Origin of the sequence: Lysinibacillus pakistanensis, from assembly GCF_030123245.1 — a bacterium.
GTDB classification, from domain to species: domain Bacteria; phylum Bacillota; class Bacilli; order Bacillales_A; family Planococcaceae; genus Lysinibacillus; species Lysinibacillus pakistanensis.
This window is the reverse complement of the sequence record NZ_CP126101.1, coordinates 1,970,352-1,997,187: the sequence shown is the minus strand read 5'-3', so window position 1 is coordinate 1,997,187 and position 26,836 is coordinate 1,970,352. Positions and strand designations below refer to the sequence as shown.

Annotated in this window: 26 protein-coding genes and 3 pseudogenes; 8 read left to right on the top strand and 21 right to left on the bottom strand. The window is 35.9% G+C overall.

The genetic code is table 11. The annotated features are described in order from the left end of the window. Nucleotides 1-22 precede the first annotated feature (22 nt). From QNH24_RS09505 to QNH24_RS09490, 4 genes and pseudogenes are all read left to right on the top strand, one after another. On the top strand, nt 23-679 hold the full coding sequence (locus tag QNH24_RS09505) for an amino acid ABC transporter permease (RefSeq protein WP_054770430.1): 657 nt from the start codon (nt 23-25) through the stop codon (nt 677-679). A 10-nt stretch (nt 680-689) separates the two neighbouring features. Then, nucleotides 690-1,436 carry an amino acid ABC transporter ATP-binding protein gene (locus QNH24_RS09500; RefSeq protein ID WP_283871784.1) on the top strand — a complete coding sequence of 249 codons (747 nt, stop codon included), beginning with the start codon at nt 690-692 and terminating at the stop codon, nt 1,434-1,436. A gap of 152 nt (nt 1,437-1,588) precedes the next feature. Continuing rightward, nucleotides 1,589-2,209, top strand: a complete 621-nt coding sequence (locus QNH24_RS09495) for a C40 family peptidase (RefSeq protein ID WP_283871783.1) — start codon at nt 1,589-1,591, stop codon at nt 2,207-2,209. Between the two features lie 171 nt (nt 2,210-2,380). Further along, nucleotides 2,381-3,575: pseudogene (locus QNH24_RS09490) on the top strand (macrolide family glycosyltransferase). A 445-nt stretch (nt 3,576-4,020) separates the two neighbouring features. Here the strand turns inward: QNH24_RS09490 and QNH24_RS09485 are convergent. From QNH24_RS09485 to QNH24_RS09470, 4 genes and pseudogenes are all read right to left on the bottom strand, one after another. Next, the gene (locus QNH24_RS09485; protein WP_283871782.1) at nt 4,021-4,587 is read right to left on the bottom strand and encodes a transposase; all 567 of its coding nucleotides are present in this window, start codon (nt 4,585-4,587) and stop codon (nt 4,021-4,023) included. After that, a pseudogene (locus tag QNH24_RS09480) lies at nt 4,530-5,303 on the bottom strand (IS4 family transposase); the annotation flags it as partial. The pseudogene QNH24_RS09480 and the gene QNH24_RS09485, both read right to left, overlap by 58 nt. Nucleotides 5,304-6,066: 763 nt before the next feature. After that, nucleotides 6,067-7,266 carry an MFS transporter gene (locus tag QNH24_RS09475; RefSeq protein ID WP_283871781.1) on the bottom strand — a complete coding sequence of 400 codons (1,200 nt, stop codon included), beginning with the start codon at nt 7,264-7,266 and terminating at the stop codon, nt 6,067-6,069. Nucleotides 7,267-7,271: 5 nt separating this feature from the next. Then, entirely contained in the window at nt 7,272-7,670 is a 399-nt protein-coding gene (locus QNH24_RS09470) for a MarR family winged helix-turn-helix transcriptional regulator (RefSeq protein WP_283871780.1), read from the bottom strand. Between the two features lie 307 nt (nt 7,671-7,977). Here QNH24_RS09470 and QNH24_RS09465 point away from each other — a divergent pair, with 307 nt between their 5' ends. Then, a complete protein-coding gene (locus QNH24_RS09465; RefSeq protein WP_283871779.1) occupies nt 7,978-8,532 on the top strand; it encodes a DJ-1/PfpI family protein in 555 nt (184 codons plus the stop codon). A gap of 39 nt (nt 8,533-8,571) precedes the next feature. Here the strand turns inward: QNH24_RS09465 and QNH24_RS09460 are convergent, their stop codons facing one another. The 8 genes from QNH24_RS09460 to QNH24_RS09425 all read right to left on the bottom strand — a co-directional run bounded on the left by QNH24_RS09460 (nt 8,572) and on the right by QNH24_RS09425 (nt 15,749). Beyond that, nucleotides 8,572-10,014 (bottom strand): hypothetical protein, encoded by a 1,443-nt coding sequence (locus QNH24_RS09460; RefSeq protein ID WP_283871778.1) that lies wholly within the window; start codon nt 10,012-10,014, stop codon nt 8,572-8,574. A gap of 298 nt (nt 10,015-10,312) precedes the next feature. Then, nucleotides 10,313-10,516, bottom strand: a complete 204-nt coding sequence (locus QNH24_RS09455; RefSeq protein ID WP_283872787.1) for a hypothetical protein — start codon at nt 10,514-10,516, stop codon at nt 10,313-10,315. A 398-nt stretch (nt 10,517-10,914) separates the two neighbouring features. After that, nucleotides 10,915-12,174 (bottom strand): histidine--tRNA ligase, encoded by a 1,260-nt coding sequence (locus QNH24_RS09450; protein ID WP_347342972.1) that lies wholly within the window; start codon nt 12,172-12,174, stop codon nt 10,915-10,917. Between the two features lie 628 nt (nt 12,175-12,802). Next, nucleotides 12,803-13,132: a DUF3889 domain-containing protein gene (locus QNH24_RS09445; RefSeq protein WP_283871776.1), complete on the bottom strand. Its 330-nt coding sequence runs from the start codon at nt 13,130-13,132 to the stop codon at nt 12,803-12,805. An 89-nt stretch (nt 13,133-13,221) separates the two neighbouring features. Next, nucleotides 13,222-13,353 carry a hypothetical protein gene (locus QNH24_RS09440; RefSeq protein WP_283871775.1) on the bottom strand — a complete coding sequence of 44 codons (132 nt, stop codon included), beginning with the start codon at nt 13,351-13,353 and terminating at the stop codon, nt 13,222-13,224. A gap of 21 nt (nt 13,354-13,374) precedes the next feature. Next, on the bottom strand, nt 13,375-13,599 hold the full coding sequence (locus QNH24_RS09435; RefSeq protein WP_283871774.1) for a hypothetical protein: 225 nt from the start codon (nt 13,597-13,599) through the stop codon (nt 13,375-13,377). 137 nt (nt 13,600-13,736) lie between these two features. After that, the gene (gene coaW, locus QNH24_RS09430) at nt 13,737-14,573 is read right to left on the bottom strand and encodes a type II pantothenate kinase (protein WP_054770428.1); all 837 of its coding nucleotides are present in this window, start codon (nt 14,571-14,573) and stop codon (nt 13,737-13,739) included. 441 nt (nt 14,574-15,014) lie between these two features. Further along, nucleotides 15,015-15,749 carry an SDR family NAD(P)-dependent oxidoreductase gene (locus tag QNH24_RS09425; protein ID WP_283871773.1) on the bottom strand — a complete coding sequence of 245 codons (735 nt, stop codon included), beginning with the start codon at nt 15,747-15,749 and terminating at the stop codon, nt 15,015-15,017. 220 nt (nt 15,750-15,969) lie between these two features. Between QNH24_RS09425 and QNH24_RS09420 the strand changes: the two genes are divergently transcribed. Next, nucleotides 15,970-16,791, top strand: a complete 822-nt coding sequence (locus QNH24_RS09420) for a squalene/phytoene synthase family protein (protein WP_283871772.1) — start codon at nt 15,970-15,972, stop codon at nt 16,789-16,791. A 57-nt stretch (nt 16,792-16,848) separates the two neighbouring features. On the opposite strand, the gene QNH24_RS09415 is transcribed toward QNH24_RS09420, so the two are convergent. Further along, nucleotides 16,849-17,337 (bottom strand): metal-dependent hydrolase, encoded by a 489-nt coding sequence (locus tag QNH24_RS09415; RefSeq protein WP_283871771.1) that lies wholly within the window; start codon nt 17,335-17,337, stop codon nt 16,849-16,851. Between the two features lie 230 nt (nt 17,338-17,567). Here QNH24_RS09415 and QNH24_RS09410 point away from each other — a divergent pair, with 230 nt between their 5' ends. After that, entirely contained in the window at nt 17,568-18,812 is a 1,245-nt protein-coding gene (locus QNH24_RS09410; protein ID WP_283871770.1) for a ferredoxin reductase family protein, read from the top strand. A 572-nt stretch (nt 18,813-19,384) separates the two neighbouring features. On the opposite strand, the pseudogene QNH24_RS09405 reads toward QNH24_RS09410, so the two are convergent. The 7 genes and pseudogenes from QNH24_RS09405 to QNH24_RS09375 all read right to left on the bottom strand — a co-directional run bounded on the left by QNH24_RS09405 (nt 19,385) and on the right by QNH24_RS09375 (nt 24,822). Then, nucleotides 19,385-19,823, bottom strand: a pseudogene (locus QNH24_RS09405) (GNAT family N-acetyltransferase). Between the two features lie 277 nt (nt 19,824-20,100). After that, nucleotides 20,101-22,131: a methyl-accepting chemotaxis protein gene (locus QNH24_RS09400; protein WP_283871769.1), complete on the bottom strand. Its 2,031-nt coding sequence runs from the start codon at nt 22,129-22,131 to the stop codon at nt 20,101-20,103. Between the two features lie 298 nt (nt 22,132-22,429). Then, a complete protein-coding gene (locus QNH24_RS09395; protein WP_283871768.1) occupies nt 22,430-22,651 on the bottom strand; it encodes a YdbC family protein in 222 nt (73 codons plus the stop codon). Nucleotides 22,652-22,899: 248 nt separating this feature from the next. Then, nucleotides 22,900-23,760 (bottom strand): HNH endonuclease signature motif containing protein, encoded by an 861-nt coding sequence (locus QNH24_RS09390; protein ID WP_283871767.1) that lies wholly within the window; start codon nt 23,758-23,760, stop codon nt 22,900-22,902. Between the two features lie 11 nt (nt 23,761-23,771). Then, nucleotides 23,772-24,095, bottom strand: coding sequence for a nucleoside triphosphate pyrophosphohydrolase (locus tag QNH24_RS09385; RefSeq protein WP_283871766.1), 324 nt, complete (start codon nt 24,093-24,095; stop codon nt 23,772-23,774). 30 nt (nt 24,096-24,125) lie between these two features. Further along, on the bottom strand, nt 24,126-24,470 hold the full coding sequence (locus QNH24_RS09380; RefSeq protein WP_283871765.1) for a nuclease-related domain-containing protein: 345 nt from the start codon (nt 24,468-24,470) through the stop codon (nt 24,126-24,128). Between the two features lie 82 nt (nt 24,471-24,552). Further along, complete coding sequence (locus tag QNH24_RS09375; protein ID WP_283871764.1) at nt 24,553-24,822, bottom strand: nuclease-related domain-containing protein; 270 nt, start codon at nt 24,820-24,822, stop codon at nt 24,553-24,555. Nucleotides 24,823-25,096: 274 nt separating this feature from the next. Here QNH24_RS09375 and QNH24_RS09370 point away from each other — a divergent pair, with 274 nt between their 5' ends. Beyond that, entirely contained in the window at nt 25,097-25,588 is a 492-nt protein-coding gene (locus QNH24_RS09370; RefSeq protein WP_283871763.1) for a hypothetical protein, read from the top strand. Between the two features lie 44 nt (nt 25,589-25,632). Here QNH24_RS09370 and QNH24_RS09365 read toward each other — a convergent pair whose 3' ends face one another. Continuing rightward, complete coding sequence (locus tag QNH24_RS09365; RefSeq protein ID WP_283871762.1) at nt 25,633-26,724, bottom strand: DUF1835 domain-containing protein; 1,092 nt, start codon at nt 26,722-26,724, stop codon at nt 25,633-25,635. Nucleotides 26,725-26,836: the final 112 nt, after the last annotated feature.

Sequence of the window (26,836 nt, the reverse complement as noted above, 5' to 3'; positions counted from 1 at the left end):
ATCTATTTGGAGGGAAGAAGAAATGGCGGATTACTGGCAAACAATGGTTTTGCCGATGCTTGAAGGGGCTAAAATGACAGTATTACTGTTTTTCATCGCCATTCTTGTATCGATTCCACTTGGTTTCATATTAACATTAGCAGCAAAGAGCCGTTTTAAACCCCTCTCTTGGCTTGCACATACGTATATTTATGTCATGCGTGGTACACCACTATTACTACAGCTTTTATTGATTTGCTTCGGTTTACCTATGCTGCCAGTCATCGGCGAGTACTTAGTACTTGATCGATTTGTCGCAGCATGTCTTGGCTTTATTCTAAATTATGCTGCTTATTTTGCTGAGATTTTCCGAGGTGGATTACTGGCCATTGATAAAGGACAATATGAAGCAGCTCAAGTACTAGGTTTATCAAAATGGCAAACTACGACACGCGTTATATTGCCTCAAATGTTTCGAGTAGCTTTACCAGCCTTATCAAATGAATCGGTTACATTAATAAAAGATACAGCTCTCTTATATGCAGTCGCTGTACCAGAGCTACTGCACTTTGCACAAACAGCTGTTAATCGTGACTTTACAATTGTGCCGTTCTTTATTGCTGGTGCTATTTATTTAGCAATGACACTCGTTTTAACTGTGCTGTTTAAATGGTTAGAAAAACGCTTTAAATTTGAATAGAGGTGACAGTATGGCGCTGATTGAAGTAACCAACTTAAAAAAATCCTTTGACGAGCTTGAGGTGCTCAAGCGAATAACTTTTTCTATAGATAAAAATGATGTAATTGCTGTAATCGGCCCTTCTGGATCAGGTAAAAGCACTATGCTCCGAAGCTTGATTCATTTAGAAGAAATAAATGGCGGTAGTATTTGTGTAGACGGTGATTACTTGGTGCAAGATGGTCAATATCCAAAGCAGCAGGAAATTAAAGCAATTACAGCAAAAATGGGAATGGTTTTTCAGCACTTTAACCTATTCCCACATTTAACGGTTCAACAAAACCTTGAAATGGCACCAAGCTTAGTAAAAAATGAATCTGCAGATGACATTGCTCGTCGCTGTCAAGATTTATTAAAAAAAATTGGACTTGCTGATAAAGCGAAGGCTTTTCCGGCCAATCTTTCTGGTGGTCAAAAACAACGTGTAGCCATTGCTCGTGCCCTTATGATGAACCCACAAATTTTATTATTCGATGAACCAACCTCTGCTCTTGATCCAGAACTTACAGGTGAAGTATTAACAGTTATGAAGGATTTAGCTGAGGAGCATATGACAATGATTGTGGTCACGCATGAGATGGGCTTTGCACGTGAAGTAGCGAACAAGGTGTTATTTATGGATGGTGGCCAAATTATAGAAGCTAATCATCCTGAAGAGTTTTTCAACAATCCTCAGCATGAACGAACAAAGGCTTTTTTAAAGAAGAATTTAAAATAGAAAGACGGAGAGTAGCTTTATGCTATTCTCCGTTTTATTATGTTTAATTGTATCCTTAATGTTATTTTATTGACATACATTTGTAATGTTCTAATGTTAATATCATTTATATATTAAGAAACACGCTTTCAAGTTATAGGAGGATACATAATATGAAAAAGAATAAAAAGTATAGATGGGGATGGGGAATAAAATTAGCGGCACTAGCATTAAGTTCATCTGTACTTTTTTCATCGCTTGAGACAGCATCTGCTGCAACGTACACAGTAAAATCTGGTGATTCTTTATGGAAAATTGCTAGTCAACAGGGAGTTTCTTTACAAACATTAATGAGCTGGAATCATTTATCTTCTTCCACGATTTATATTGGCCAAAAGTTAAACCTTAATACGACGCACTCTACTGTACCTAAATCACCTGCCAATCTAGTACAAATTGCCAAACAACAACTTGGTGTTAAATATACATTTGGAGGAACGAAACCAAGCACAGGTTTCGATTGCTCAGGATACATCACCTATGTTTATAATAATGCGGGTATTTCAACGCCACGTAAAACGGCTGCTGGCTTTTACAATACGGCCGAAAAAGTAAGTACACCTAAAGTAGGTGATTTAGTATTTTTCGCAAATACATATAAAGCAGGCATTTCACATGTAGGTATTTATGTTGGTAATAATCAAATGATCAATGCAAGCAATAGTGGTGTGACGATTGCTAATATTAATAGTTCTTATTGGAAGAAGTACTTTGTAGGATATGGCCGTTTATAGAAACTAGCTGAACTAATATAACCATTAGTTCGGTTTTTTTTGAAATGAAATCCATTTCAAAAACCTGCTTGCACTTGCTAAAAGAATATGCGGTGCTTTACCATAGTAAACAATAATATGGGCAAGTTTCCCTTGTGTATCTAGAAATTTTTAACCTAAGGAGTGATAGAATTGTCGCGAGTTTTATTTATAAATGGCGGATCTGAGGGCCATATCAATCCAACTATTGGCGTCGTACAAGAGCTTATATCACGCGGAGAAGAGGTTGTGTACTTTACAATAGGAGATTTTAGAGAGCATGTGGAGAAAACAGGTGCCACTGTTCGCACATTTGATGGTCAAAAATTTATAAAAGCATTTATCTCAGGAGGAAGAACCTATTTGCTTGAAAGAGTCAATGGACTTTTACTGACAGCAGATATTGTTATCCCTGCCGTACTTGAACAGATTAAAGGTGAGAAATTTGATTATATCATTCATGATTGGATGCGGACGTCTCCTTGCACAAATTCTTCAGCTTCCAGCAATCAATTCATGCACAACTTTTGCTGAAACTAAATTATCATTTGATCACACAATAGAGCAATTGTCACAGCATATTCCAAATGCAATACTAGAAAAAATAAATGAAAATTATCAAGCGCTGATAGCTAAAATCAAAGCTTCTTATAATATTGATATTTATTCTCCCTATGAAGTATTTTGTAACCCTGCCCCACTTACAATCGTTTATACAACTAGAGAATTTCAGCCCTTTGGAGATAATTTTGACCAAACCTATAAATTTGTAGGCCCATCCATTTATCCTCGAAATGCACAAAGGAATTTTGATTTTACTGCTATCAGGAACAAAAACCTTATTTACATTTCAAGGGGTACCGTCATTAATCAAGCCCTAGAATTTTACAAGCTTTGTTTGAAAGCTTTCGCAAACACTCCATACACTATCGTTATGTCTATTGGACAAAGAACCCAACTAGATGAATTAGGAGAGATTCCTCTAAACTTTATTGTCCAGGATTATGTTCCACAAACTGAAGTATTAAAAAACGCTAAACTATTTATTACGCATGGTGGAATGAACAGCACGAATGAAAGTCTCTACTATGGTGTTCCACTAATTGTAATTCCTCAAGGCGCAGACCAGCCCATTATTGCAGAGCAGGTTGCCAAAATAGGTGCTGGTATTCCACTACAGATGCAAACATTAACTGCACAACAGCTATTCAAAGCAGCAGAGCATGTTATAAAGGAGTCCTCCTTCCAAGAGGCTGCTGCAAATAGCAGTAAAACATTTCAAAATTCAGGTGGCTATCATCGTGCAGTTGATGAAATTTTCAAATTTAAAGATCAAACTACTATCTAGAATTATTTTTTGTCGCTTTTTTCACAAAAAAGCTGAACTACCATTGCTAGTGGCTCAGCTCATGTTGTTGAAATACTATTCTGACAATGAAATCAAGGTGACAAATTAAAAGTATAGTCCTTTTTCAAAACGAGGGGTTGATCTCCGTTCCGACTGAGTGCTTTCCTGGGGGCGTCCGATGAGCCGCTTCACTCGCGCTCCAGGGTCTCATCTGTGACGCTGTGATCCCCAAGGAGTCACTCAGTCCATATGCGTCAAGTTAAGCAAGATTACTTTTCTACTCTCCATCTATCAACCGCCATTAGTGGTACCTCTTTTCTTAAAAGGGTTTCATTTTTGAGAAACAGGGAAAATAAAAAGTATCCTGAACGAAAGAGCATCACGAAATACACATTTCCCCTTTCGGAAAAATGCGTATTTGTTGAAATCTCATCTTTCCAACCGCTTAGGGTTTGTGGGTGGTGCGCTTTCGTCCAATCGCAAACAGGATGCGTTCAATTTCTTGTAGGGTACTTTGCCAGCTCGGTTGATCACGAGCACGCCAAAGTATCCCTATTTTTGGTTGGATTGCTCGCATGGTTAGTCGTTCACTCAGAATAATTTGTTTCTCCTGCCAAAAGTAAAAACGAAATTGATAGGAAAATAAAGTACTAATTAAGAGAATAATTAGTTCTGCATAGAGGTGGCATTCCCATCTTGCCTGTTTCATTTTTCGAAAGTAGGACGCCTTGAAATCACTTTTCCATGTTTTGAATAATAATTCAATTTGCCAACGATACCGATACAGTTGTACAACTTCTTTAGCCGTAATTTCTTGAGGTAGATTCGTAATTAAGGTAGAAATGCCTGATAATGCTTTGGATTTTTGCTTAATTTGACCAGGCTTAGTTTGAGCACGTCGTTTAATTCGATATTCTTGTCGTTGTTGTTCTTTTTTAGTGAAGCGATAGAGAATCAAGCGCGTTGGTAATTTTTCCTCTTTCCCCAAATATACACGTGGAAATTCGCGCATTTCCCCCGTTTCAATGTTGGCCACTCATTTTCTAAATCTAGCCGTTCATAAGCATACATCTTTCGAATACGTCCATCGGGATGTCGAGGAGGATGGGGATGATCTACAAAATAAGTAGTATCCACACGTGCACGCGAAATATAAAATGCTTCTTTTTCATCGATTTTTTGAAACAGTTTATATTGAAAGTAACCAAGATCTTGTAACAGTAAATCGCCTTTCTCAACGGTCTCTAAACGCTTCATACCAGAGGGGCAATCGCCTGCCTTACCAGCTTGTAGTTCGATATATGTGAAACTTCCTGTGAGGTAATCAAACTCCATTTGAAATTTTATGCCTGCTCCAACTGTACTAGGATAGGTAGAGATACAAGTAGCTGGTAATTTAATCGACGTGCCATCAAGAATGCGTATCCGTGTCAAAGGATAGTGGGTCTTAATTGGCATCTTGGCCAATGACAGCGTCGATTGTTGAGCAAACAAGCATTGAAAAATGGTTCGAAGAAAGTACACAGTCTTTTCATTGAATCGTTGATTTAGCCCTTCTTTCGTCATGTAGACCTGTTGCTTAGTCAAATGCGTGCAAAGGGTCGTGAGAGAAGGTTGTGATAAGCCTTTTGTTTGTTCAAAGAGAAGCTTCATGAAGGCAGAAAGAGTTAATTTTCTTGTTCTTTGTATAAAGTTAGTTGTTTTAGCAATCTGATGAAGTTCTTTTGGGCGACAATACCGAGAACAGCTGCTTTAAAGAATAGGGTGCATGTGTCGGTTTCATCCTACATTCCTCCTCATGTTAGTGGTTGTACTTTTCTTTACCACCAAACGAAGTCATGTAATCTTATTATCCTTAACTTGACGCATATGGTCACTCAGTCTACACTCCAATCAACCACTGCTCATAGTATTTTCTTCTGCCATTTCACACAAATTAATAGTGATAAATTTGAAGTCTTAGCCATCACTATATTGTGCAAAAATGGAGCTTTGATAACATTTTTCTATGTGTATGCAGAGCGACAAAAATGAAAAAGTAGTTTTATCATAGAAAGTAGGTTAAAAGCTATAGAATTGTACCACTATTCTATCTATTTAATGATGGTGAGTAACATGTTTTTATTTTACTTTTGAGGGAAGAGAATATTTAAAGTTCTACACTATTGTTGATTGGAGTGCAAGGCTACTCGACTCCCGTGGGATAGCGAGACAGATGAGAAACTGAGGCCAACACGAGGTTGGTCACGAAGGCGTTGTCACAGGACGTGACGCACTTAGCCTTCGTTCCTCCAGCGCAGGAAGCGGCTCGTCGCTCGCCCACAGGAAGCTTTGCTCTGTGCGAAAGCGAAGCGTCAGCAACAAAGCGAGTAGCCTGGAACGGAAATCACCTTCATTTTGGCTAAATATTCATAAAGAGTCCCTTGACCATTTAGTTTTTCAACACTATGAGCTGAACTACTATTGCTAGTGGTTCAGCTTTCAATTTTCTTTAAAATCGTATATCCCCTGCTACATGTTTTGTTTTTATTTTAGCTAAACGCACTAAATAGATAATAAAAACAACGACTAGTAAACCTGCACCGGTTAGATAAACAGCACCATAGCCCGCTTGTACCGCTATTATACCTAAAATATAAGAACCTATAGCAATTCCAAGGTCAAACATTGTAAAGTATGTTGCGGTTGCATAACCACTACGTTGAAGTGCCGTTGATTGCACGGCCAATGCTTGCAAGCTTGTTGTTACTGCCCCATAGCCAAATCCAATAAAAATAGCTGAGCTTAAAAATAATACTGGTCCTGCCACAAAGGCAAGCATAACTAGCCCTATAGCAAAAGATATAATACCAGGAATAATGACAAACTGCGGTCCTCTTGTATCATAAAGCTTACCAGTATAAGGTCTTGTAATTAGCATGGCTGCTGCAAAAACTGCATAAAATAAACTGGCGATGGCCATAAGTCCTTTTTGCTGAGCGTACACGGATAAAAAGGATAAAACACTCGCATAGGAAAAAGCAACTAAGCTAGCTATAGCCGCTATAGGAAGTGCTTTGCGTTCAAATAAATCATTCAATTTAAAGGTTAATTTCCCCTGATGTACAGGTTTAGGTAAATCATCTGTATTCACAGTAGCAGCTAAAATGCCACCAGCTACTATACAAATACTCATCACAATAAATAATACATTGAAGCTACTATATTGAATAAGTAGTAAGCCGACGAATGGTCCAATCACGACAGCCAAATTAGTGGACATAGTGAAATAGCCAAGACCTGCGCCTTTACGCTTCGTTGGTACAATATCCGCAGCTAAAGAACCTGCTGCAGTTGTGATAATACTAAAGAAGATTCCTTGAATAAAGCGTAGTCCAAGTAAAAGTCCGAATGGATGAATAAATATATATAAAACTGTACATAAAAAATAGCCGGCAATTGATATAACTAAAAGCATCTTTTTTCCAAAAACATCTAATAATTTACCTGAAAAGGGACGTACAATAATAGCTGATAATAAAAAGCCTGATAGTAATAAACCTGCCTCCTTATCAGTTTGGTGAAGCTCACCAATCGCATAAAGCGGTAAGGTCGTTACGAGCCCATAAAAAACAAAAAACACTGAAATATTTGTTAAAAACAGACTAACAAACCGCTTCGTCCATATTTTTGAATTTTCCTCATGCTGCATATCAATCAACCTTTCATTTTTTCCAGTAGACTTATAAATTGCTGTTGTTCTTCAACAGTAAGTGACCCTACCATTTCTTCCTCAAATACTAAAATTGTTTTTGTAATAGCAGGTAATCGTTTTTCGGCTTCGGGTGATAGAGTAACAATCTTTTCTCGTTTATCTGCACCATCTATTCTTTGTACCCACCCTAACGTTTCGAGTCTAGTAATTGCTCTAGTAACACTTGGTGCTTCAACATTTAAATACTTCCAAATTTGAGTTAATGTCATTGGACCGTGCGTATGTAAGCAGTATAAAATGGTCCATTGTGAGCTATACAAATTATGCTGTTTTAGAACTTCATTTAAAGAATTCGTTAAATAGCGACTTTTTTGGAATAAGGCATGGAATAACGGAATCAATTTTTACCTCCTAGGTTATCCCGCATTATCGGGCAATAAATTTGTATTTATACAAGTTTCCTCGCAATGAAGTTAGGTGAATGTCCGATTGATGAAGACTGATAATCATGCTTCAATTCCAATTTATTTACCTAGCTAAATAAATACTATACGCTTCATTTTTTTCATTGTAAAGTAGGTTGTTTGAACTTCATTAGCGATTTGCCATTATGTACGTCTACTTCTTTCAGTATTTCTAACATATCAGCAGGGAATTTTTTGAAAGTGTCGAATTTAGCTAGTAAATCACAATAAAGGAGATGGAATCATGGGGAAAAAAGTATTAATAATCGCCGGGGACGCTGTAGAAGCGTTGGAAATTTTTTATCCTTATTACCGCTGCTTAGAGGCTGGCTATAATGTAACGATTGCAGCACCATCAGCAAAAAAATTACAAACTGTATTGCACGATTTTGTGGATGGGGTCGATACATATATCGAGCGTACAGCATATGGCTTAGAGGCACATTCATCGTTCGCTGATATTGACCCAGCACAATTTGACGGACTCATTATTCCTGGTGGTCGAGCACCAGAATACATTCGTTTAAATGAGTACGTTCCAGCACTAGTGAGCCATTTCTTTGAAGAGAATAAACCAATTGCTGCTGTCTGTCACGCAGCGCAAATATTTGCAACTATTCCAGAGGTGCTAAAAGGTCGTGAGCTCACAGCTTACATTGCCTGCAAGCCAGAAGTTCAAGTAGCAGGGGGCACTTACATTGATGCGAATCTTCATACTGATGGCAATTTAGTTAGTGGTCATGCATGGCCAGATCTACCTGGATTAATGCGTGAGTTTATTCAAAAATTAGAACAATAAGGGCAATCGAGTAGGAGGGAGTGATTAACTCCCGACCTCTCACACCACCGTACATACCGAATCAGCGTAACCTCCAATAATCGTATCATCATTTGGACGTCGTGTGATTTTATTAAATGTTAATTCTGGGCCTTCATAAATTGGATATATAAATTCTTTTCTCTCCTCTTGGTCTTCTACAGTTTTTAGCTGTTGTGTAATTAGATTCATAGTTTGTAAATCTAAGTATTGTGTATTATTTAAACCAACATTTAGGTTTTTAACTTTACGATCACCCCAACGCATCAGTTTAATAATACCTTCTGCCCATACGCTAGCACTAAATGTTTTCGCACTTAGCCCTAAATAATTTGAAGCTATGATATGCAAATCGGATTGATGAATATCATCTTTATCTATAATTAATCCCATACTATCTTTATAGGGGCTAACTTCAGGATATTTAACAATGTAGTTAAAGTTTCCTGTGTGATAGAAGTTACTATATAGTACATCATATAACAACTGTTCAAGATATTCGCTCAATCGAAGAGGTAGCACACCAGTATTATAATCCTGCTCAGACTTAACAGCGATCTCTGCTGCTGACGAATTAACCATAATTTCTTTATTAAACTTAGTTATATGATATTTAATAAAGTCAACAAGGTTTTCATAATAAGCACGCTCATTAACATAAATCTCAACAGTATCATTATCTGGATTACCGATAACATGGTCTAAATGTAATATTTTAAAAGCACTACGTAGTTGACGGAGTTCAATAGGTGGTATCTTTATGTTGTATGTATCCGTCAACATGGAAATTGTTCGATTAATATGATCCAAACGAATAGCTGACGTGCTTGAAGTTAAGATAGCTACAATTTGTTTCATGCGATATAAGCGATTTGGGTATGGACTGTATGTACCTTGGAACGGAGTATCAGCATAAGGTTCTCCTATAATATGGGAAACAATTATTTCTGCATCTGGCAACCTAACACCTAATTCATCAGTATTCGTATTCTGATTCAAAGTTTTATTCGGATGTTTGTAAGAAACATCATCCACCATTATACGTCGTCTTAAAGTGACCGCTGCCTGCCAATCTCCATATACGTAAGCTAACAACCCTTCAGACACTGGTGAAGTTCTTTGCCCGACTAATTCTAAAGGCACATTAACAAGGATATCAATGTCTTCCTGAGTAAATGAAATATTTAATTTAGTTAAACGCTCAGCTAAACCTTTACTCGCAAGATCCTTTTTATCTGAGTTGTTAATCATATTTTCAAACCACCTAAGAAGGTTGTGGCTATTCTTCGTGTCTGTTCTAGATTTAGTTAATACATAAGGTAAAACTAAACCTGTTGCCTCATGATATCTTAACCTTACCTCCTCAGTACCGCCTATTAACTCTAGAGATTCTAGTGTTAATTCACTAGCCTTAAATTTTGTTTCTGAATCGTAAATTAAAAATCTATCATCGTAATACTTCATATTTTGTTACCTCCTCCTTGTTTCTGTATACTAAAGGTTTCCATTTACAACGATAAATACTAATGATTTTTCTCGCTTTTATGCCACCTTTAATATATCCCATAACAGGTGGCGTTTGTTGATGATCATATAGCTTATAGGCCACAATCTCGTTGCTACATACATCATTGTTTCTCTGTATTAAATGTACATAATATCCTACATTCCTTTTAGTTACATAAGATCGCTCGCTGCGGTCTATTCCCCCTTGTTTGCCAAACCTGTTGCGAAATACTTCAATGGTGTGCTGATGTTCAGCCTATTCAGCAATTCTACAAGCTGCTTCAGGAATATACTTATAAAAACAACCATCTTCAGCGAAAATATCATACGAATGATAGTCGTGCTCAATCGAACCGCCAAAGTCCGCTATTTTAACTATTCCAACCAAATCATGGCCATTGAATGTGAATCGAACTTTTTCACCCAAATTAAATTTCATTGGAGGCAAATTTCCTAACATAATATGTCTTGTTGCAGCCTCCTTCTCCAATTGTTTACGTGCTGCTTCCAATACTTTTAGTGTGTCATTAACTGACATACAACCAGCTCCTTTAATTCATGTAATATACAAAGTTTTATCCTTTGCACTATTTTGGGGTTTACTATTGCTGGATTATATATAGTTTTTTGAATCAAATAACTTGTTTTTTCTAAAGAGCAATACAACAGGAATTGCTCTATTGATTTAAAATATGGGGATTAAAATGTGCTTAATATTTAGGACATCTTCCCCCCATTTTGAACAAAGATTTATCAAAAGAAGAGCTATTTATAATACCCATATAGTGAATTTTCTAATAAGGATTAATTACTTAAATGATACTTACGTTCGTTATTGAAGTAATTTAAAATAAGGAATCAAAAAACAAATTTTTTAATAGAAGAATCTCCTGTGTGCATATTCTTTAAAATATATTGACCTTGCGTAACTTCTTCTTCTCCTAAAACAATGACAAATGGGATATTCTCACGATTAGCTTTATCCATCGCTTTTCTTATTTTTTTCCCACTAAGCTCGACTTCTACACGATGCTCCTTACGCAAAGCCTTCGCTAATACAAGAGACTCAGCTATTGTATTTATGGGAATAATATAAATATCAATTGGGGCTTGCGGATTCTTTTGTTTGCCTAACATCATGGCTGTAAATATAACATCTAATCCAAATGAAATACCTACTGTCGCAAACCTTTCTGTTCCCCCTAATAAACCACCAATTGCATTGTCATAGCGCCCTCCACTACCAATACTTGATTTTATTCGACCATCACGTACGAAAATTTCGTAAATGGTGCCTGTATAAATTTCTAGCCCACGTGCAAGTAATGGATTAAATTGACAACTTTCCGTAATGCCAAGCATATCTAAGTAACGTTCTAGTTCTAACACTTCAGCTAATCCCTCTTGAATTAAAGGCTCCTCATATTGTACGAAATAAGCAAGTGTATTTTTTCTATTGTCTTGTAAAAAATGTTCGATACTTTTTATTGCTGATTTTTCCAGACCTATTTCTTCTAATTCCGCTAAAACAGCGTTATTCCCCACCTTTGCAATTTTATCAAGTATCAGAATAACTCGACTTTGGAAATCAGCATCCACTTCGAAAATTCCAAGTAAGCCAACTAATAACTTACGATTGTTATATTGAATAACAACATCTTGCTCTAACTTTTCAAATGCATCTAATGCCATCATCATCAATTCTGCTTCTGCTGCTTGTGAATCAACCCCTACGATATCTACATCGCATTGTGTAAACTCACGAAATCTTCCAGCTTTAATCGGACCATCTCGAAACACTTTGCCAATTTCATAACGTTTAAACGGCATTGATAATGTAGGGTTCATTGCAATTACCTTTGCAAAAGGAATTGTTAAATCATAACGTAGCGACAGGTCACGTTCTCCTCTATCTGATAACAGATACATCTCTTGTAAGATTTCAGCACCTCCTGCGTATTTAGAGGCCATTAAACTTGTATAGTTTAAAATTGGTGTTTCGAGTGGTTTACACCCGTATGCAATAAATGTGTCTTCTAACGTGCGACGTATATTACGACGTATACACTCTTGCTCTGGTAAATAATCTTGTGTTCCTCTAACATTTTTATAATCCATTTTCTTCATCATCTACACTCCTTTGTTTTTAAGAAAATAAAAAAACCGTACATACATAAGCTCCAACTTCGGCTTAGTTATAATACGATTTCATGAGAAATAGTCTTCCTATTCAATATTAAAAAATTAATAAAGATAGCAAGACTAATGAATATGATGATGTTTTGTTGCTGATATTAGACGATTTAAAATCGACATATAATCTCCTCCTATCAATTTATTGGTAACTTTAAACCAAAGTAATATATTTGTCAATTCATTATTTTCTAACAATAACTCATTGGTTGAACTACTTTTTCTGTCTCTTCTTGCCATTTGTATTCTCAGCCTTCTTTAGTGATTCCTGTTGGATTCATCATTTCTCCCACTATCCTCCTCATTTAGACAGAAAGCGTACTTGGTATTTTAAGCACACACATCCAATCATACCTAGTCTTCTATGCGATTCGTGTTCCTCCAACAGTTTTTGCCGCCAGCTTCCTTTAGACTCCGCGTAGCCACGGACACCCTTGCTCTTGGCTACCTCTACTTCTGTCTTCAGAGTTCGTAACTTACACCCTATAGTTCATAGGCATGTTAGCGCACATAAAAAGGATGCCTTTTGCCAGGCACCCTTTAACTTTAAGCATTATGAGGTTGTTTCCTGTAATTCAATGTTTTCTATCCTATTCGTCTTTGTGACATATTGGATTTTTACATTGACCCCAAATTCCTTGTCATTTTGTTTGAGCCATAGCTTAAATTTTTCTATTGTTGAGTCCTCTTTTATTTCGCTTCCTTCATGTGAATAATCAACTATCTTAGCTTGCGGATATTTAATCCTTACCTCTTTAATCGCCACTATACTCCACTTGGCATAGGCCGGAGCCTCCTGTTGGGCAAAAACAGCCGTTGGAATATGTAATGGTGAAGTAAGTAATACAAGAATAGTACCCACTGTTAAACCAAATTTTTTCAATTTAATATCCCCTTTTGATGTATAAACTGTTGTACAAAGCAAAAAATAAGTGCTCCAAAAGCAAAGCATACTTTAGGAGCATTTTTTGATTATTGTTTTGGTTGCTGCGGGTTATTATGAATTACCTGATTAAACTCTGCTGAATATTCTTCCCGATCATTTTTTTTATGGACATCTTCTTTCTTTTTCTTTTTAAAGCTTGTTTTATTTTTCTTTGCCATTTTTAACCCCTCCAAGTTTAGTTATTTCTTTTTATTGGATTGCTGATTTTTATCGTGGTTTGTTTTATTATCTTTATTTTTAGCCTTTGCATCAAACTCAGCCGAAAATTCTTCATTCAGGTTGTCGTTCGGATTATTGTTATTACTATTACTTCTATCGAGGTCTTTGCTTTTGTAGGTACCGAAAGGATTATGTGTTCTAACATTCATCGTCTTTTTACTGTTTTTATTATTTCTATTGCCCACAGATATTCACCTCCTACCTGTAATGTGCTCAGGAATAAAGGATTTATGCTTTGGTGAAAACTTCAATGGTAGAGGATTTATGTATAAAAAAATGTACATTACCAATCTTCTTTAGTAATGTACATTCTTTTTGCCCTTTAGACAATTGTATATTCAGATATATTTAGTAAGGCTCCAACTGCCCCAGAAAAACCGTGGTCATTTATAAAAACGGGTATATGTTTTTTTGTACGTGTATAATTGGCAATTACGCGAGCCAGATGATCGTTATTGCTTAAGGTAGAGCCAATATAAACAATATGTTGTGCATTTTTCTCTTCAGCATATTGTATACTAAGTGTTGTAATCACCTCTCCTACAAGGCCTTGTACAGTAGCAATAATATCTTCTGCTGGATGATTGACAAACTCAGTAATACCGACCTTCCCAAAATTACTAGCTGTTAAATGTCCATCAATTGGTGTATCCATCCCTTGATAGATGTCTTTAACTAGTAAATCAATAGACTCCCGATTACCATGTGAACTCATTTCTCTTATTTCATTGTAATCTGTAATACCCGTTGTAAGCGCTGACAATCCAATTAAAGTTCCGCCGCCAATACCTGTTCCACCAACACGAATATGCGTATTGCCTTCCATATAATGAATTGAAGTCCCAGTACCAATATTCGTGATCATACTACGCTCGAAAAAATAGCCTTCTTTATGTAGCAAAAATCGAACACCTTTCAATGTAGCTTCAAATTCTACTATATAATGAATCGATTTCATTGCCTTTATGACTTCCAGTAATTGCTCCGTACGCCCTCCCGTAACACCAATATCCTCAATATCTGGATGTTTAATAATCCAATCCTTTACAGCCAACAAATCATTTGACGGAAAAGTTGTTAAAACAAGCTCATTGTGCTTATCTAAATATGCAACTTTTGTCAATGTGCCGCCTGCATCAATACCTATAGCCTTTGGCATACCATTCTCCTTTAACTTTATTCAGTACAATCTCTATTTAAACGGTGAGATATATACTAGATTTTGCTTTTATTCAGGATGCGTTTAAATGCCTGCTGAATAAAGTTCATGCCCCCACGTTGTCATTGGATTTTGCAAGGAGTTATAGTGTCAAAATCCTGACGTATCTTCTATTAATATCACCAGCAAAAATACAGTTACCATTTTTGTTCCACGTAATTGTTTATTTGCCCTTTCTAAACTTTAACGCTGTTGAAATGATTGTGCAATAACTTAGCAAACTTTCATGAAAAAAACACGAAAAATATCAAAATACTTCTATTTTTCATCTTTATTGCGAAAGCATTTTTATTACTTTATCATTTTTCTATTAAAAGAACAAAAAAAGTGAAAATGTATGAATAAACACACACATTTCCACTTTCTTTTTTTCAAATATTATTAACGAGCTGAATACCCACCATCAATCACTAGTTCAGCACCAGTAATATAAGATGCCTCATCTGATGCAAGGAATAAAATAGCGTTAGCAACTTCTTCCGGTTGCCCAAGTCTACCCATTGGTGTAGCTTGTACAAGCATATCCATCGCTTCTTTTGCTTCAGATAATTTAGCTGTCATTGGCGTTTCGATTACACCTGGGAAAACAGTGTTTACGCGGATGTTAAAAGCTCCTAATTCAGCAGCTGCTGCACGAGCAATTGCGCGGAGTGATCCTTTAGATGCTGTATAAGCATTCATGCCTGCACCAATAATTGCTGTGTAGGAAGATGTATTAACAATAGAACCTTTTTCTGCTATTTTCATATAGTTTGAAGCATGTTTAATGCCTAAGAATGGACCAAAAGCATTGATATTATGCATAATTGTCCAGTCTGCTTGCGAAATTTGGTCAGGACCCTTTTCAGATGAAATACCAGCATTATTAATTAAAATATCAATACGTCCGTATTTATCGATGACTGCTTTCGTTACCTCTGCCCAGTTTTCATCTGACGAAACGTCTAATTTCATTCCCTCTACATGCTCTAGCTCAGAAATTTTTGCTAGGTTTTCTTCGTTAATATCAGCAGCAATAACTGTAGCTCCTTCTTCAGCAAACAATTTTGCCATTGCAGCACCCATACCTGATGCGCCACCTGTAATAATTGCAATTTTGTTATCTAAACGTCCCATAAATAAAACTCCCTCTATGTCATATTTTGTATCGCATAAGTCCAGCCATTATTTTGATAAAATAATGTATAGGGCTAAATAGTTTACTATTAAACCTTATCATCTTTTTTAAGCGTTTTCAAAGAATATGACTAGAAAATTAAACAATGTGTTTTATCTTTCCTCACATTTGCGATACGATATACTATAGATGTGTGACCATGTGAACGGAGGAATAGTAGTGAAAGATCAAAAAACACTTTATAAAGAAGCGATGCAGGTTTTAAAGGAAACTAGCCGCACTTTTTATATACCGATTACTTTTTTAAAAAACGATTTGAAAATGTCAGTGGCTGCTGCCTATTTAGCTATGCGTGCTATTGATGAAATTGAAGACCATGAAAGGCTTTCAAATGATGTAAAATTTGATTTACTAACTGCAACAAGTGAATTATTAAAGGAATCATTTGATGCTGAAGCATATGAAACATTATTAGCACCATATGCTGATCAGCTACCTGAAGTATCTCTTCGCTTAGCAGACTGGCTAACTTTCTGCCCTGAAGGCTCACGAAAAATTGTCCAAGCATCTACGAGCGAGATGTCTTTTGGGATGGCCAAATGGGCAAAAGCAAACTGGCAAGTACACACTCGTGAGGATTTAGATGATTATACATACTATGTGGCAGGGCTTGTTGGTACAATGTTGTCTGAGCTTTGGGCGTGGGGTGCAGATATTCAAACAGATCGCGATTTAGCTATTGGCTACGGACGAGGTCTCCAGGCTGTGAATATTTTACGTAATCAGCACGAGGATATGGATGAGCGTGGCGTAAGCTTTGTTCCAGATGACTGGACACGAGAGGATTTATTTGCATACGCAGAGGAAAACCTTGCGAAAGCTGATCTTTATATGAAGGATATCAATAAACGGACAGTACTTTTATTCTGCCGTTTACCACTAGCACTTGCTCATAAAACTTTGAAGGCGATGAAGGATGGCCGCGAAAAAATGACACGAGCAGAAGTCGAAAAAACGGTAGAAGAGGTACAGGCTGAATAATGTAGCTGATTCAAAGAACCCGAGTATGAGAATATTCTCTTACACGGGTTTTATTGCTTATAAGGTACCCAGTAGATTAACTATTAATTCATAACTAAAATACACAGAAAGCAAAGTTAACAACATAAATACTACTTTTTCAACTTTACTGCCTGTTCTGGTTGTTAGTGGGAAACGGACAGAAATAGATACTGGAAAAAACAATTTAACACCCTTTTTTGTCCACATATCCAGAAAAATATGACTTGCCATTCCTAATAAAATTCCTATTGAAATCGCTTTAAAAGGAACTAAAGTATGTAGCACCATCACCATTAAAATTAAAAAAAGTAAACTATGTGTAAAGGAACGATGTCCAAACAACTTATTAACCATTTTTGAAATGATGGGAAACTTTCTTCCGATTTTGCTGCCGCTATGGCATATATCTGGAAGTAACGCACCAATAATACCTGCTCCTACCAAAAGTAGCGGATTATCATTCGAAATTTGCGCAAAGGCTAGGCTAGCAGTAATGCCCCCAACAATATGAGTATTCCCTTGCATAAGAACTTCCCCTCTCATGTCTTTTATGATTGATCCTTCTTAATTTAACATACCTTCCCTCAAAAAGGAACATATATTCCGAACATACACTCCCTTTTTCCAGTTAGAAAGAAAAGTAAAAACATAAGGACTGGCTCCAAATTGTGTAGAACTTCATTTTCACAACCATTTTAGGAATTTATTGTATATATAGGATGATTTTCGATAAAAATAAGGACTGGAGGTTATTTATGAAATCAATTAGAGGGATTATATTTATTATACTTATTATGGGAACCAGCTCTTTACTTTGGTTTTTTGCGATACCAGTAGAGCCACTCCATTCCTTGGATAAACTTAGTCACATGATTGGTGGCTTGGCAATTACAGGTTTCTTTGTTGTTTTTTTATTATCAACTAGAATGAAAATGTTAGATCGGTGGTTTCATGGTCTAGAAAATGTCTATCGCTACCATAAATATATGGCTATTATTTCACTGGCATTGGTGATTTTACATGGACAGCTGCAGGAAAGGGTTCCAGAAATGGATAAAGGGTTTGAAACTTCTCTTAGTGAATTTTCAAAAGAGCTTGGGGAGCTTGGACAATATGGCTTTATCGCCCTTATTTTAATAGCCTTGCTTGCAAAATTTCTAAAATATGAACACTGGCGCGTTATTCATCGATTCATGCTTATTCCCTATACTTTCGGAATATATCATGCATATTTTTCTAGCAAATATGACTTACTACAACCTACACCTTTAGGCATTTTCACTGCCATTACGACAACTATAGGATTTATGTCGGCATTATATATGCTAACGATGTATCAGGATATGTTTTTTAAATACAAAGGTAAAATTACAAGCATTCAACAAATGGGCAAGAATGCAATTGAGCTCGAGATAACGCTTGATAAAAAAATTCCCTATCAATACGGTCAATTTGTTTTTATAAAATTTTTTCAAGATGGGCTAGAAAAGGCACCACATCCTTTTTCAATTTCTAGCGGAAATGGTGAAAAAATTTTCGTTACCATAAAGGTACTTGGAGATTTTACACACCAAGTTTATCACTCAATAAAAATAAATACGGCTGTTGCACTTAATGGGCCGTACGGGCAATTAAATTTTGAAAAAGGGCCACAATCACAAATTTGGATTGCAGGCGGCATCGGTATTACTCCTTTTTTATCTTATTTGCAAGCACAGCCCATTAATCGTCCTATCGAATTATTTTACACATACCGGGGTGAGGACAATGCTATCTATAAAGACTTTTTACAAGGGTATGCATGGACTAACCAGCATTTTAAAGTATATTTTATTGATACTACCCAAATGGACAGGCTGTCATTTGAAAATTATCATGTACCAGCAAATACCAAAGTTTATCTATGTGGTCCTGAAAAAATGGTCAAGCATTTTACTAAGCAATTGAAATCCCATAATAACGATATCACAATAGACTTTGAAGCATTTAAATTTAGATAATACTCATTAATTTAAGGGTACAAAGAGATATACAAAACAAGCTATATAGCCTTATATATCAAGGCTTAGTTGACATTTAAATTATAAAGCATTGCGCAGGATAAAGCATAATAAAGATTAAACATAGCAAAAAACAGCTACTCACTATGAACTGTGAGAGCTGTTTTTCTTTTGCCCAAAATAATATAGATACTCATAAAGATTCGATTCCTGCATGCATTATAAACACTGGAAGGCAATCAAAGCGGCTCCTTGTCGTAAGACGGATGTTAAAGATGCGGAATGGAGCGCCAAGTTACTTCATCACGGATTACTCAAAGCTAGCTTCATTCCAGATCGCACCTAATGTGAATTGCGAGAATTAGTTCGGTATCGGCGGTAGCCATTCCCGCAAAGGAAACTGCGATGATAATACCTGCATTGAATCGTTTTTCTCACACTTCAAAAAACCGCTCAACCGTCTGGCACCAATAGAATATCGACACCAGATGGCTACCTAGTCTTTTTTAAAACTGTCTACTTGACAGGGGTGAGTCCTGGTCATTTGTCATTTTTTGTTTAAATAAGGTCTTCTATAACTGTAATTTCATACTTACTGTTCTTAAACTAAATCCCATTTTTTCATATAGCTTGATTGCATTATTCCCTACGTAAGCACTAAGTCTGGCTTCAGAATATCCTTCTTGTCTCAATTGTTCAATGGCAACATTCATTAATTCTTTGGAAATACCTCTTCCTCTAAATGTTTCTTTTACAAATAGCTCATAAATAAACCCGTTTAATTGTTCCGTAAATTGGTCTTTATTTTCCCCAATCAAAATCCATCCCATTAACTCATTATTGTCTGTTGCTATCAAATAATAGCACCCTTTTTTTTAGAAGAGGTTCTATAAGGTTTAAAACTTTTTCTTTATTTGCTCTTACTCCACCCAGTGTACCATCAAATAAAGCTTGTGGTGAAAGAGCTATAATTTCTTCTAATTCTAAGTTGTTCGGCTTTCTAATTTCCAATTATAATACATCCCTTCTCAATTTCATATTTAGCTTTTTTACAAATTTACCTATCTATCATTATAATACCATTTAACATGCCTTTATTTATACAAGCCACTGTGATCCAACACGGTTGTTACTAGGCCTAGAACACGATCTATAGTAAGTTCTTTGTTTATTAGAATTGTCTTCTCCTATTACTTGAAAAGGAAATCACTATAATTCCAAATAAAAAACTAATTCTATAGGCGAAAAGGCTATCGTCCTAATAACTGGACGATGGCCTTTTCAATTACTATATAGTAAATTTACCTGTTTCCTCTTGAAGATCCTGTGCCAGATGTGCTAATTGCTCAGAAGCTATGGCCATTTCATTCATCGTAGAAGCTTGCTCCTCTGTAATTGCTGACACATTTAATGTATGATCATTTGTCGCCATTGCTTGCTGACAAATCTCTTGAACCTTCGAAGTCATGTCATGAAGCTTTTCATAGGCATTTGATGTATTGGTACTCGTCATTTCAATCGTTTGTTTTAAGCCTTCAATCGCACTGCTGATTGTATCAAAGGTGCTTCCAGCCTGTTGTACAGAATCAATGCCATGGTGAGCAATTTTACGACTTTGTTCCATCATCGAAACAGCCTCATTGATTTGCTCTTGAATTGTCCGAACAACAGTGGCAATGTCTTGTGATGCAAGGCTTGTTTGAGTTGCCAATGCCTTTACTTCCCCTGCAACCACTGCAAAGCCTTTCCCCGCTTCTCCTGCACGTGCTGCTTCAATCGCTGCATTTAAGGACAATAAATTTGTTTGATCTGTTATGGTTGAAATCAGTTCGCTCATCTTTTCGATTTGGATGGATTGATTTTTTAAGCTACTTATCAGATTTGCACTATTTTCCACCTGTGTATGCAACTCAGCGATTTCATTTACGAAGGCACGAATTTGCTTGGAGCCTCCACTTGCCATCTGAGAGGTTGTTGCAGATTGCTGAACGGCACTATCTAAAGCTTTGACAGCAAAATGCATATCCTCACCTAAAACCGATGTGACTGAAGTTAGTTGGTCGCTAACTGTCTGTTGCTTACTCGTATTCTCTGCTACATGCTGCATAGAGACGGCTACCTCTGTGACGGATTTATTAACCTCTTGGACACTAGCTGTCAGTTCTTCAGCGGTGGAAGCAACTGTATCTGTTTCAGCTACGATTTGCTTCATCATTGTTCCTAATGCATCTACTGAATCATTATAATACTGTGCCATCTCACCAAATTCATCTCTTGTACTAATCGACATTCTTTGGGTTAAATCACCTGTAGCAAGATTGCCTAAATGGCCATTTATTGTACGCACTTCCTGACGAATATAGCGTGCAATTAAATAAATAATTACGGATATTACACAGATAAGAATAATACTAATAATAATTTGTTGATATAGCATTGCTTGTACTTCACTATATAGCTCAGTTGTCGGAACAATTAAAATAAGCTTCCAAGGCATTCCTTGTACTTGTTTATATTGCAATGTGTATTCTTTACCATCAACCATTGTTTGAATCAATTTTTTATCTCCAGCAAATTGTTCGAAAGGAATTTTTAAATAGTCCTGAACCGTTTCTTGATTTACCTTTTTCACATCTGGATGTGTTAAAAATGTTCCCTTATCATCGATAACAAATGCATAACCACTTTCTCGTATTTTCACCTCCGAAACAATGGATTGGATAGACTCAAGTACATAATCACCAGTGATAACACCAATTGGAGTTGAACCATTTTTAACTTGAATCCCAAAAGTAATAAACATTTCTCCTAATGCTTCATCATAAAAAGGCTCTGTATGTATAATATCATTGGATTGCAAGCTATTTTTATACCATTCCTGCTGATGGAAAGCATAGGCTGGATCTTGATAAACATCTGTATAGACAATATTTCCTCCATCTTTATAGGCATATGGTCCAAACAATTCTCCATTAGCAGCATCCTTTTCTAGCCAAAGACCCATTCCATAGGTTTCTTTATTTAATGGCAATAATTGCTCAGCAAAACGAGTAAATTGTTCTCTTGACATGCTATTATCTGCAGTTTCTATCGCAGATTTAGCACTATAGATAAGTTGATTATGTGCATGTAATTTATTTTCAACAGAATTAGACACATCATCAGCTAATAATGACATCTCATGTTCAATCGAGTTTCCAAGTTCATTGGAGGCTTTTAAATAACTTATGAAGGACATGCCACCTAGAAATATAGTGATGATGGGAATAAGTATACCAATTTTCGCAAAAAGTCTTAGATTACCCAGTAGTTTTTTCATTTACCTTCACCCATTCATATCATTTTAGTTCTATAGTTATCTCTAGTATAAAGGTAGTACACTACGATAAATATGTTTTTTTTGTAACTTTTTACATGATGGGTAAGTAATCAAATTCTCCTATGATTTCTTTAGATAAATAATACGCAAATGATTTGTTAATCGCTATTAGCAGCTGCACCCGCTTATGGCTCCTCTTGTCTTGCATTAAAAGACATTGCCACATTCATCTAAAATGTACTCCATAACATTCGTCAAAAAAAAATAACGAAGTAGCCGCATGGCACGGCTCCTTCGCTTATATGTCTAATTTCGTTAGTGTCTCTGCTAAGATCTTCATTTCAGCGGGTGAAAGTGTAACACCCTTCCCCATTTTTGTATGATCCTCTGACCAATCTCGAATATCAAATTTGGCTTCTCTACTATTCCAACTAATTAGATTTAACTCCTTCTTCCAGCCCTTATTCCCCTCTGATAAAACAGCGAGTGTTTCAATGATTTCATATTTAATATCTGCCATATACATCCCTCCATTTATTAATTTGTCATTAAAATTATATCTCAAAATGTGGAGCAGCAAACATTTAAAATATGAATTCCCTTTGCTTGAGCTAGATACATGTATTCTATACCTTTTTCTTTATAACCTCCTTTGGTTCCCATAAAGTTGTGTATCCATTCATGATGGAGTAATCATATAAATCGATCAGTTTCGTATTTTGATATGTACGAAAGTAAAAAGGCTCGTTTATGTTTGAGGATAAATAATCATTTCTTATAAGCACTGTTTCTAAAATAGAAGCGAGTGGCAATTTTATCACTCTTCTGTAAATTACAATCATTGCAGGCTAACACTAGATTCCATAGATTATCATTTTGAACGAAGCTCCATGGGATAAAATGGTCCACATGTGTTTTTCGGCGACTGGATGATAAATCACAATGACAGTAGAAACAACGATTTTGTTCAAATTGTGTAAGTACCTTGTAAAAGGTTTCTAATGAACTACGCTTTGAAATCACCTCAATCTTGGAAAGCAAAGCCATTGTGCTTGTTGCCTCATTCACTTTCTCTAAATATTTTACCAAATGATAGTTTGTTAATTTCATAAGGACACGCTGATATTTTTTCATAAACTCATAAACAGGACGATTAAAACGAAATTGTGCCCGTTTAATATCAAATGCATAGAATACACCTGCTGTATCGCCGTAAAATGCACCAATCACATTTTGCTTGCAGTCACGTTTGACATCATGGACAATTTTCAACTGTAACGAATCTTCAAGTTGATCAAATTGCCATTCTGAAGGAACGCTATAGTCATTTACATACTTTTGCAAAATGGTTTGAGCACGAGCTGGTTTATTTTTATTAGGTGACTGCGCTAATTGATGATGAATGATTAAATTCCAATAAATATTGGTGAAGGAGTAAAAAATTTGATCATAGCTAAGTGTTAATTCATCCTCTACATTATATAAGTTTTCAAGTAATGCTTTAAAAAATACATATTTATAGGAAGTTGCGACCGATGAACGATAATAGAAATTGTTAAGATGTTGCCAAATTTCATGCTCCGTAATATATTTCTCCTGTATTTCACCGACCCTTAAATCATGTGACACGTTACTTTCACCTACTCCTCTACTTCCATCAAATAAATCCCTTTAAAAAACCCTCCGCGTTGTTCTTTCTTCTGAGCACGAATTTGCTCCAATTGTTCATAGGAAACACCAAGCTTATGTATGGCCGCGTAAACTAGCTCTAATATATCTGATAGCTCTTCTATAGCCTCTTTTTCTGAAGCGGACTCCTTAAATTCTAGAGCCTCCTCTTGCATTTTCTTTTTGATTTCTTCCCAATATTCTTCCTGCTCTACTATTCTTGTTACACATTTTTTGCCACTCGCTTCTATTATTTCTGGTATTAAATCACGGACTAATTTATTATACATTGGCATATAATCGCTCCTTTTTGAAATCCTTTTCGTCTAATGCTTTCCATATCTTTGCTGAATCGTGCGAATATGTTTTTTCTTCATTGCCTTGGAAATTTGCATTTGTGGTAATAACTGATTGTAAATGGCTTGAATATCTACTTGAGAAAAAATTAGACTAGCAGATTTTTGTTGATCTTGGATAAAGCGTTTTAACTCTTCTCGTTTTATAACATGTACATTAGAGGAAGTCATCTCCACCTTTTTCAATGTACAGCTTTCACCAAAAACAATAACCGAATGAATGGCTTTGTTTGGTAGCTTTAAAAAGTCTTGAATAGCTCGGGTATGTATAGCATTTTGGCGGATTGGATTAAAAAATTTATCTTCATTCAGCAAATGAAGATAATGCCTCCGGCGGGGATGTCACGGATTTTTAAAGGAACGAATTGTGCGGGGACAATTCAAAATCTGGACGCAATTACGCCAAGGCGAAATTGATATTTTTTTTCCTATTCGGCATTGTTTGCGTCCATTGCTGGCGTGCTTCATTTCCAAAAATCCAACCACTATAATTTTTTGATTCCAACACGTATAAGCCTGTTCGATCAATATAAAGTAGGTCAATTTCTGTTAACTCATCCAAATTTCTTTTCGGAATATACGCATTGACTAATAACCTATGATGTTTAGTCAGCTGATAATAGGTACTCTTACGATAATTTTTTTCTATGAAATAAATGCACAGCAATACACATAGAATAACAACTAGTAACAGGCAAATCCCTCCTTAACCTTGCAATTTTAAAAAATGAATCTTCAAAACTAGTATACCAATATTTCCAAGGATTTTTTTTGCAATTTATTCAGTTTCCGCTCAAAAAATCATCATAATAGCCTTTCTAAAAGGAATTATTCTAGTACAAATATACGATTTCCATAAATATTTCTTATAAATTATTATGGATTTAACATTTTAGGATTGTTATGATTAGGGAGTATTTTTTTGAAGGGAGGTTTTATCGATGAGCTATGATTCTTATTATTACAATGATTATGATGCGGCGGCGTTTGGCGGATTTCTTTTGTTGATTATTATTGCCTCTCTTGTATTAGGTTTAATTGCATATGTTATTAGTGCACTAATTTATTTTATGGCTTCTAAAACAAACGGCTTCGGTGATATGGCTTACATTGCTTGGATTCCACTTATCAATGTTTATAGCCTTTTCCTGTTAACTGCAGATGGTGTTGATAATGAGACTGTCCGTGCTGCAGCTTTAAAAAACACGCTTATTTATGCGGGTTTAATTATCGTTTCGTTTATTCCATTTCTCGGCATCATTGCATCACTAGGTGCTGCTGGCTTCATTTTATACTTCAGTTACCGTCTATTCTATAGATGGACTGGCGAAGCTGGGAAGGCTGTCCTATACATTATTCTCACACTTTTAACAGGTGGAATATTCTTTATGATTTATGGTTTAATGCGTATGAACAGACCTTTCGTTGCCTAGCACAAGAGAAACCTCTTTTTGTCACCTGACAAAAGAGGTTTTTATTAATCACGCAGTTTCACACTATAATGTCTCATAGATTTGGGAATGCCTTTTAATGCAAGGACTCCATTATAAACTAAAAATCGAATTCTATACTCTAAATAGAAGAGATTCGGACACTCGTCCATCTGAGATATCAATTCTGCAATTACAATTCCTGTCTTAATAAAATCCTTCATTGTTTGTTCCTTATGTAGTTTCGTGATCGTATTTATAATCAATGCATCAAAATAATCTTCTGATACACTTATTATTTCCCCATTCACCCATCGTCGCAATACATTCCTCGTTTGTGATAAATGTTTCCATTCTTTTTGAAGAGATAGTCTCTCCTGAACAGTTAAAGGCTTGTTTTCACTATTCATAAAGAGCTGGCTTAATTGCAGCGATGAAAGATGCCCTGTATATCCATATTTATTGTGCTCAGAGGTTTGCATTAGATAGATTTCGTTTGCTTTATCGTTTAATAAATAAAGAAAGAATCGTAAAAGACACTGTTCATTCGCATTGTTTCCAACCCAAATGTAAATAGGAATATGAATAGGAATATCGTCTATTTCACGCAAAGTATTTACAAACTTATTAAATTCCACATGATCATCCTGCTCATTATTAATATTTTCAAATAGCCATTCTTTACGGAAAACTTGCCCTAACTTGGCTTCTAACTGGCACACTGGACCGATAGAGAGGTCATCAGGAAATGCAATAATATGTCTTTGGGGAGCAAGTGCCACCCTTAGTGACCCTGCTGCTGATTCTGAGCAAGCAATATGAACCATCTGAGAAGAAGGCGTTATGGATTCATAATGTGATCCAGAACGTTGCTGTTGAATGGCACCGTTTATAATTTCTACGATAGTATAAAGTTCCTCCTGCTCAAGATAGAAACTCCAAGGATTCTCTGAGGGTCTACTCTTATCATGATTAAACACTTCAAATTGATGAGAATGCTGTAGTTCATAAGCCTCCCATTCACCTATATTGATTACATCTGTTAAATTGACATATTCAAGTGATTTGATTTTATAAACAGCAACTATATTGGGTTCAATTAAAAAATATACAGATGGAAAGTGAACTTTTACCTTCATAAGCTCATCCCCTTTTTATTTAAATATTACCATATTTCCTTAAATAATTTCTTTTTCTATTCTCTACCATTATTTTTTCGAAAAAGGAGTTAGCTAGCAGAATAATATGCTA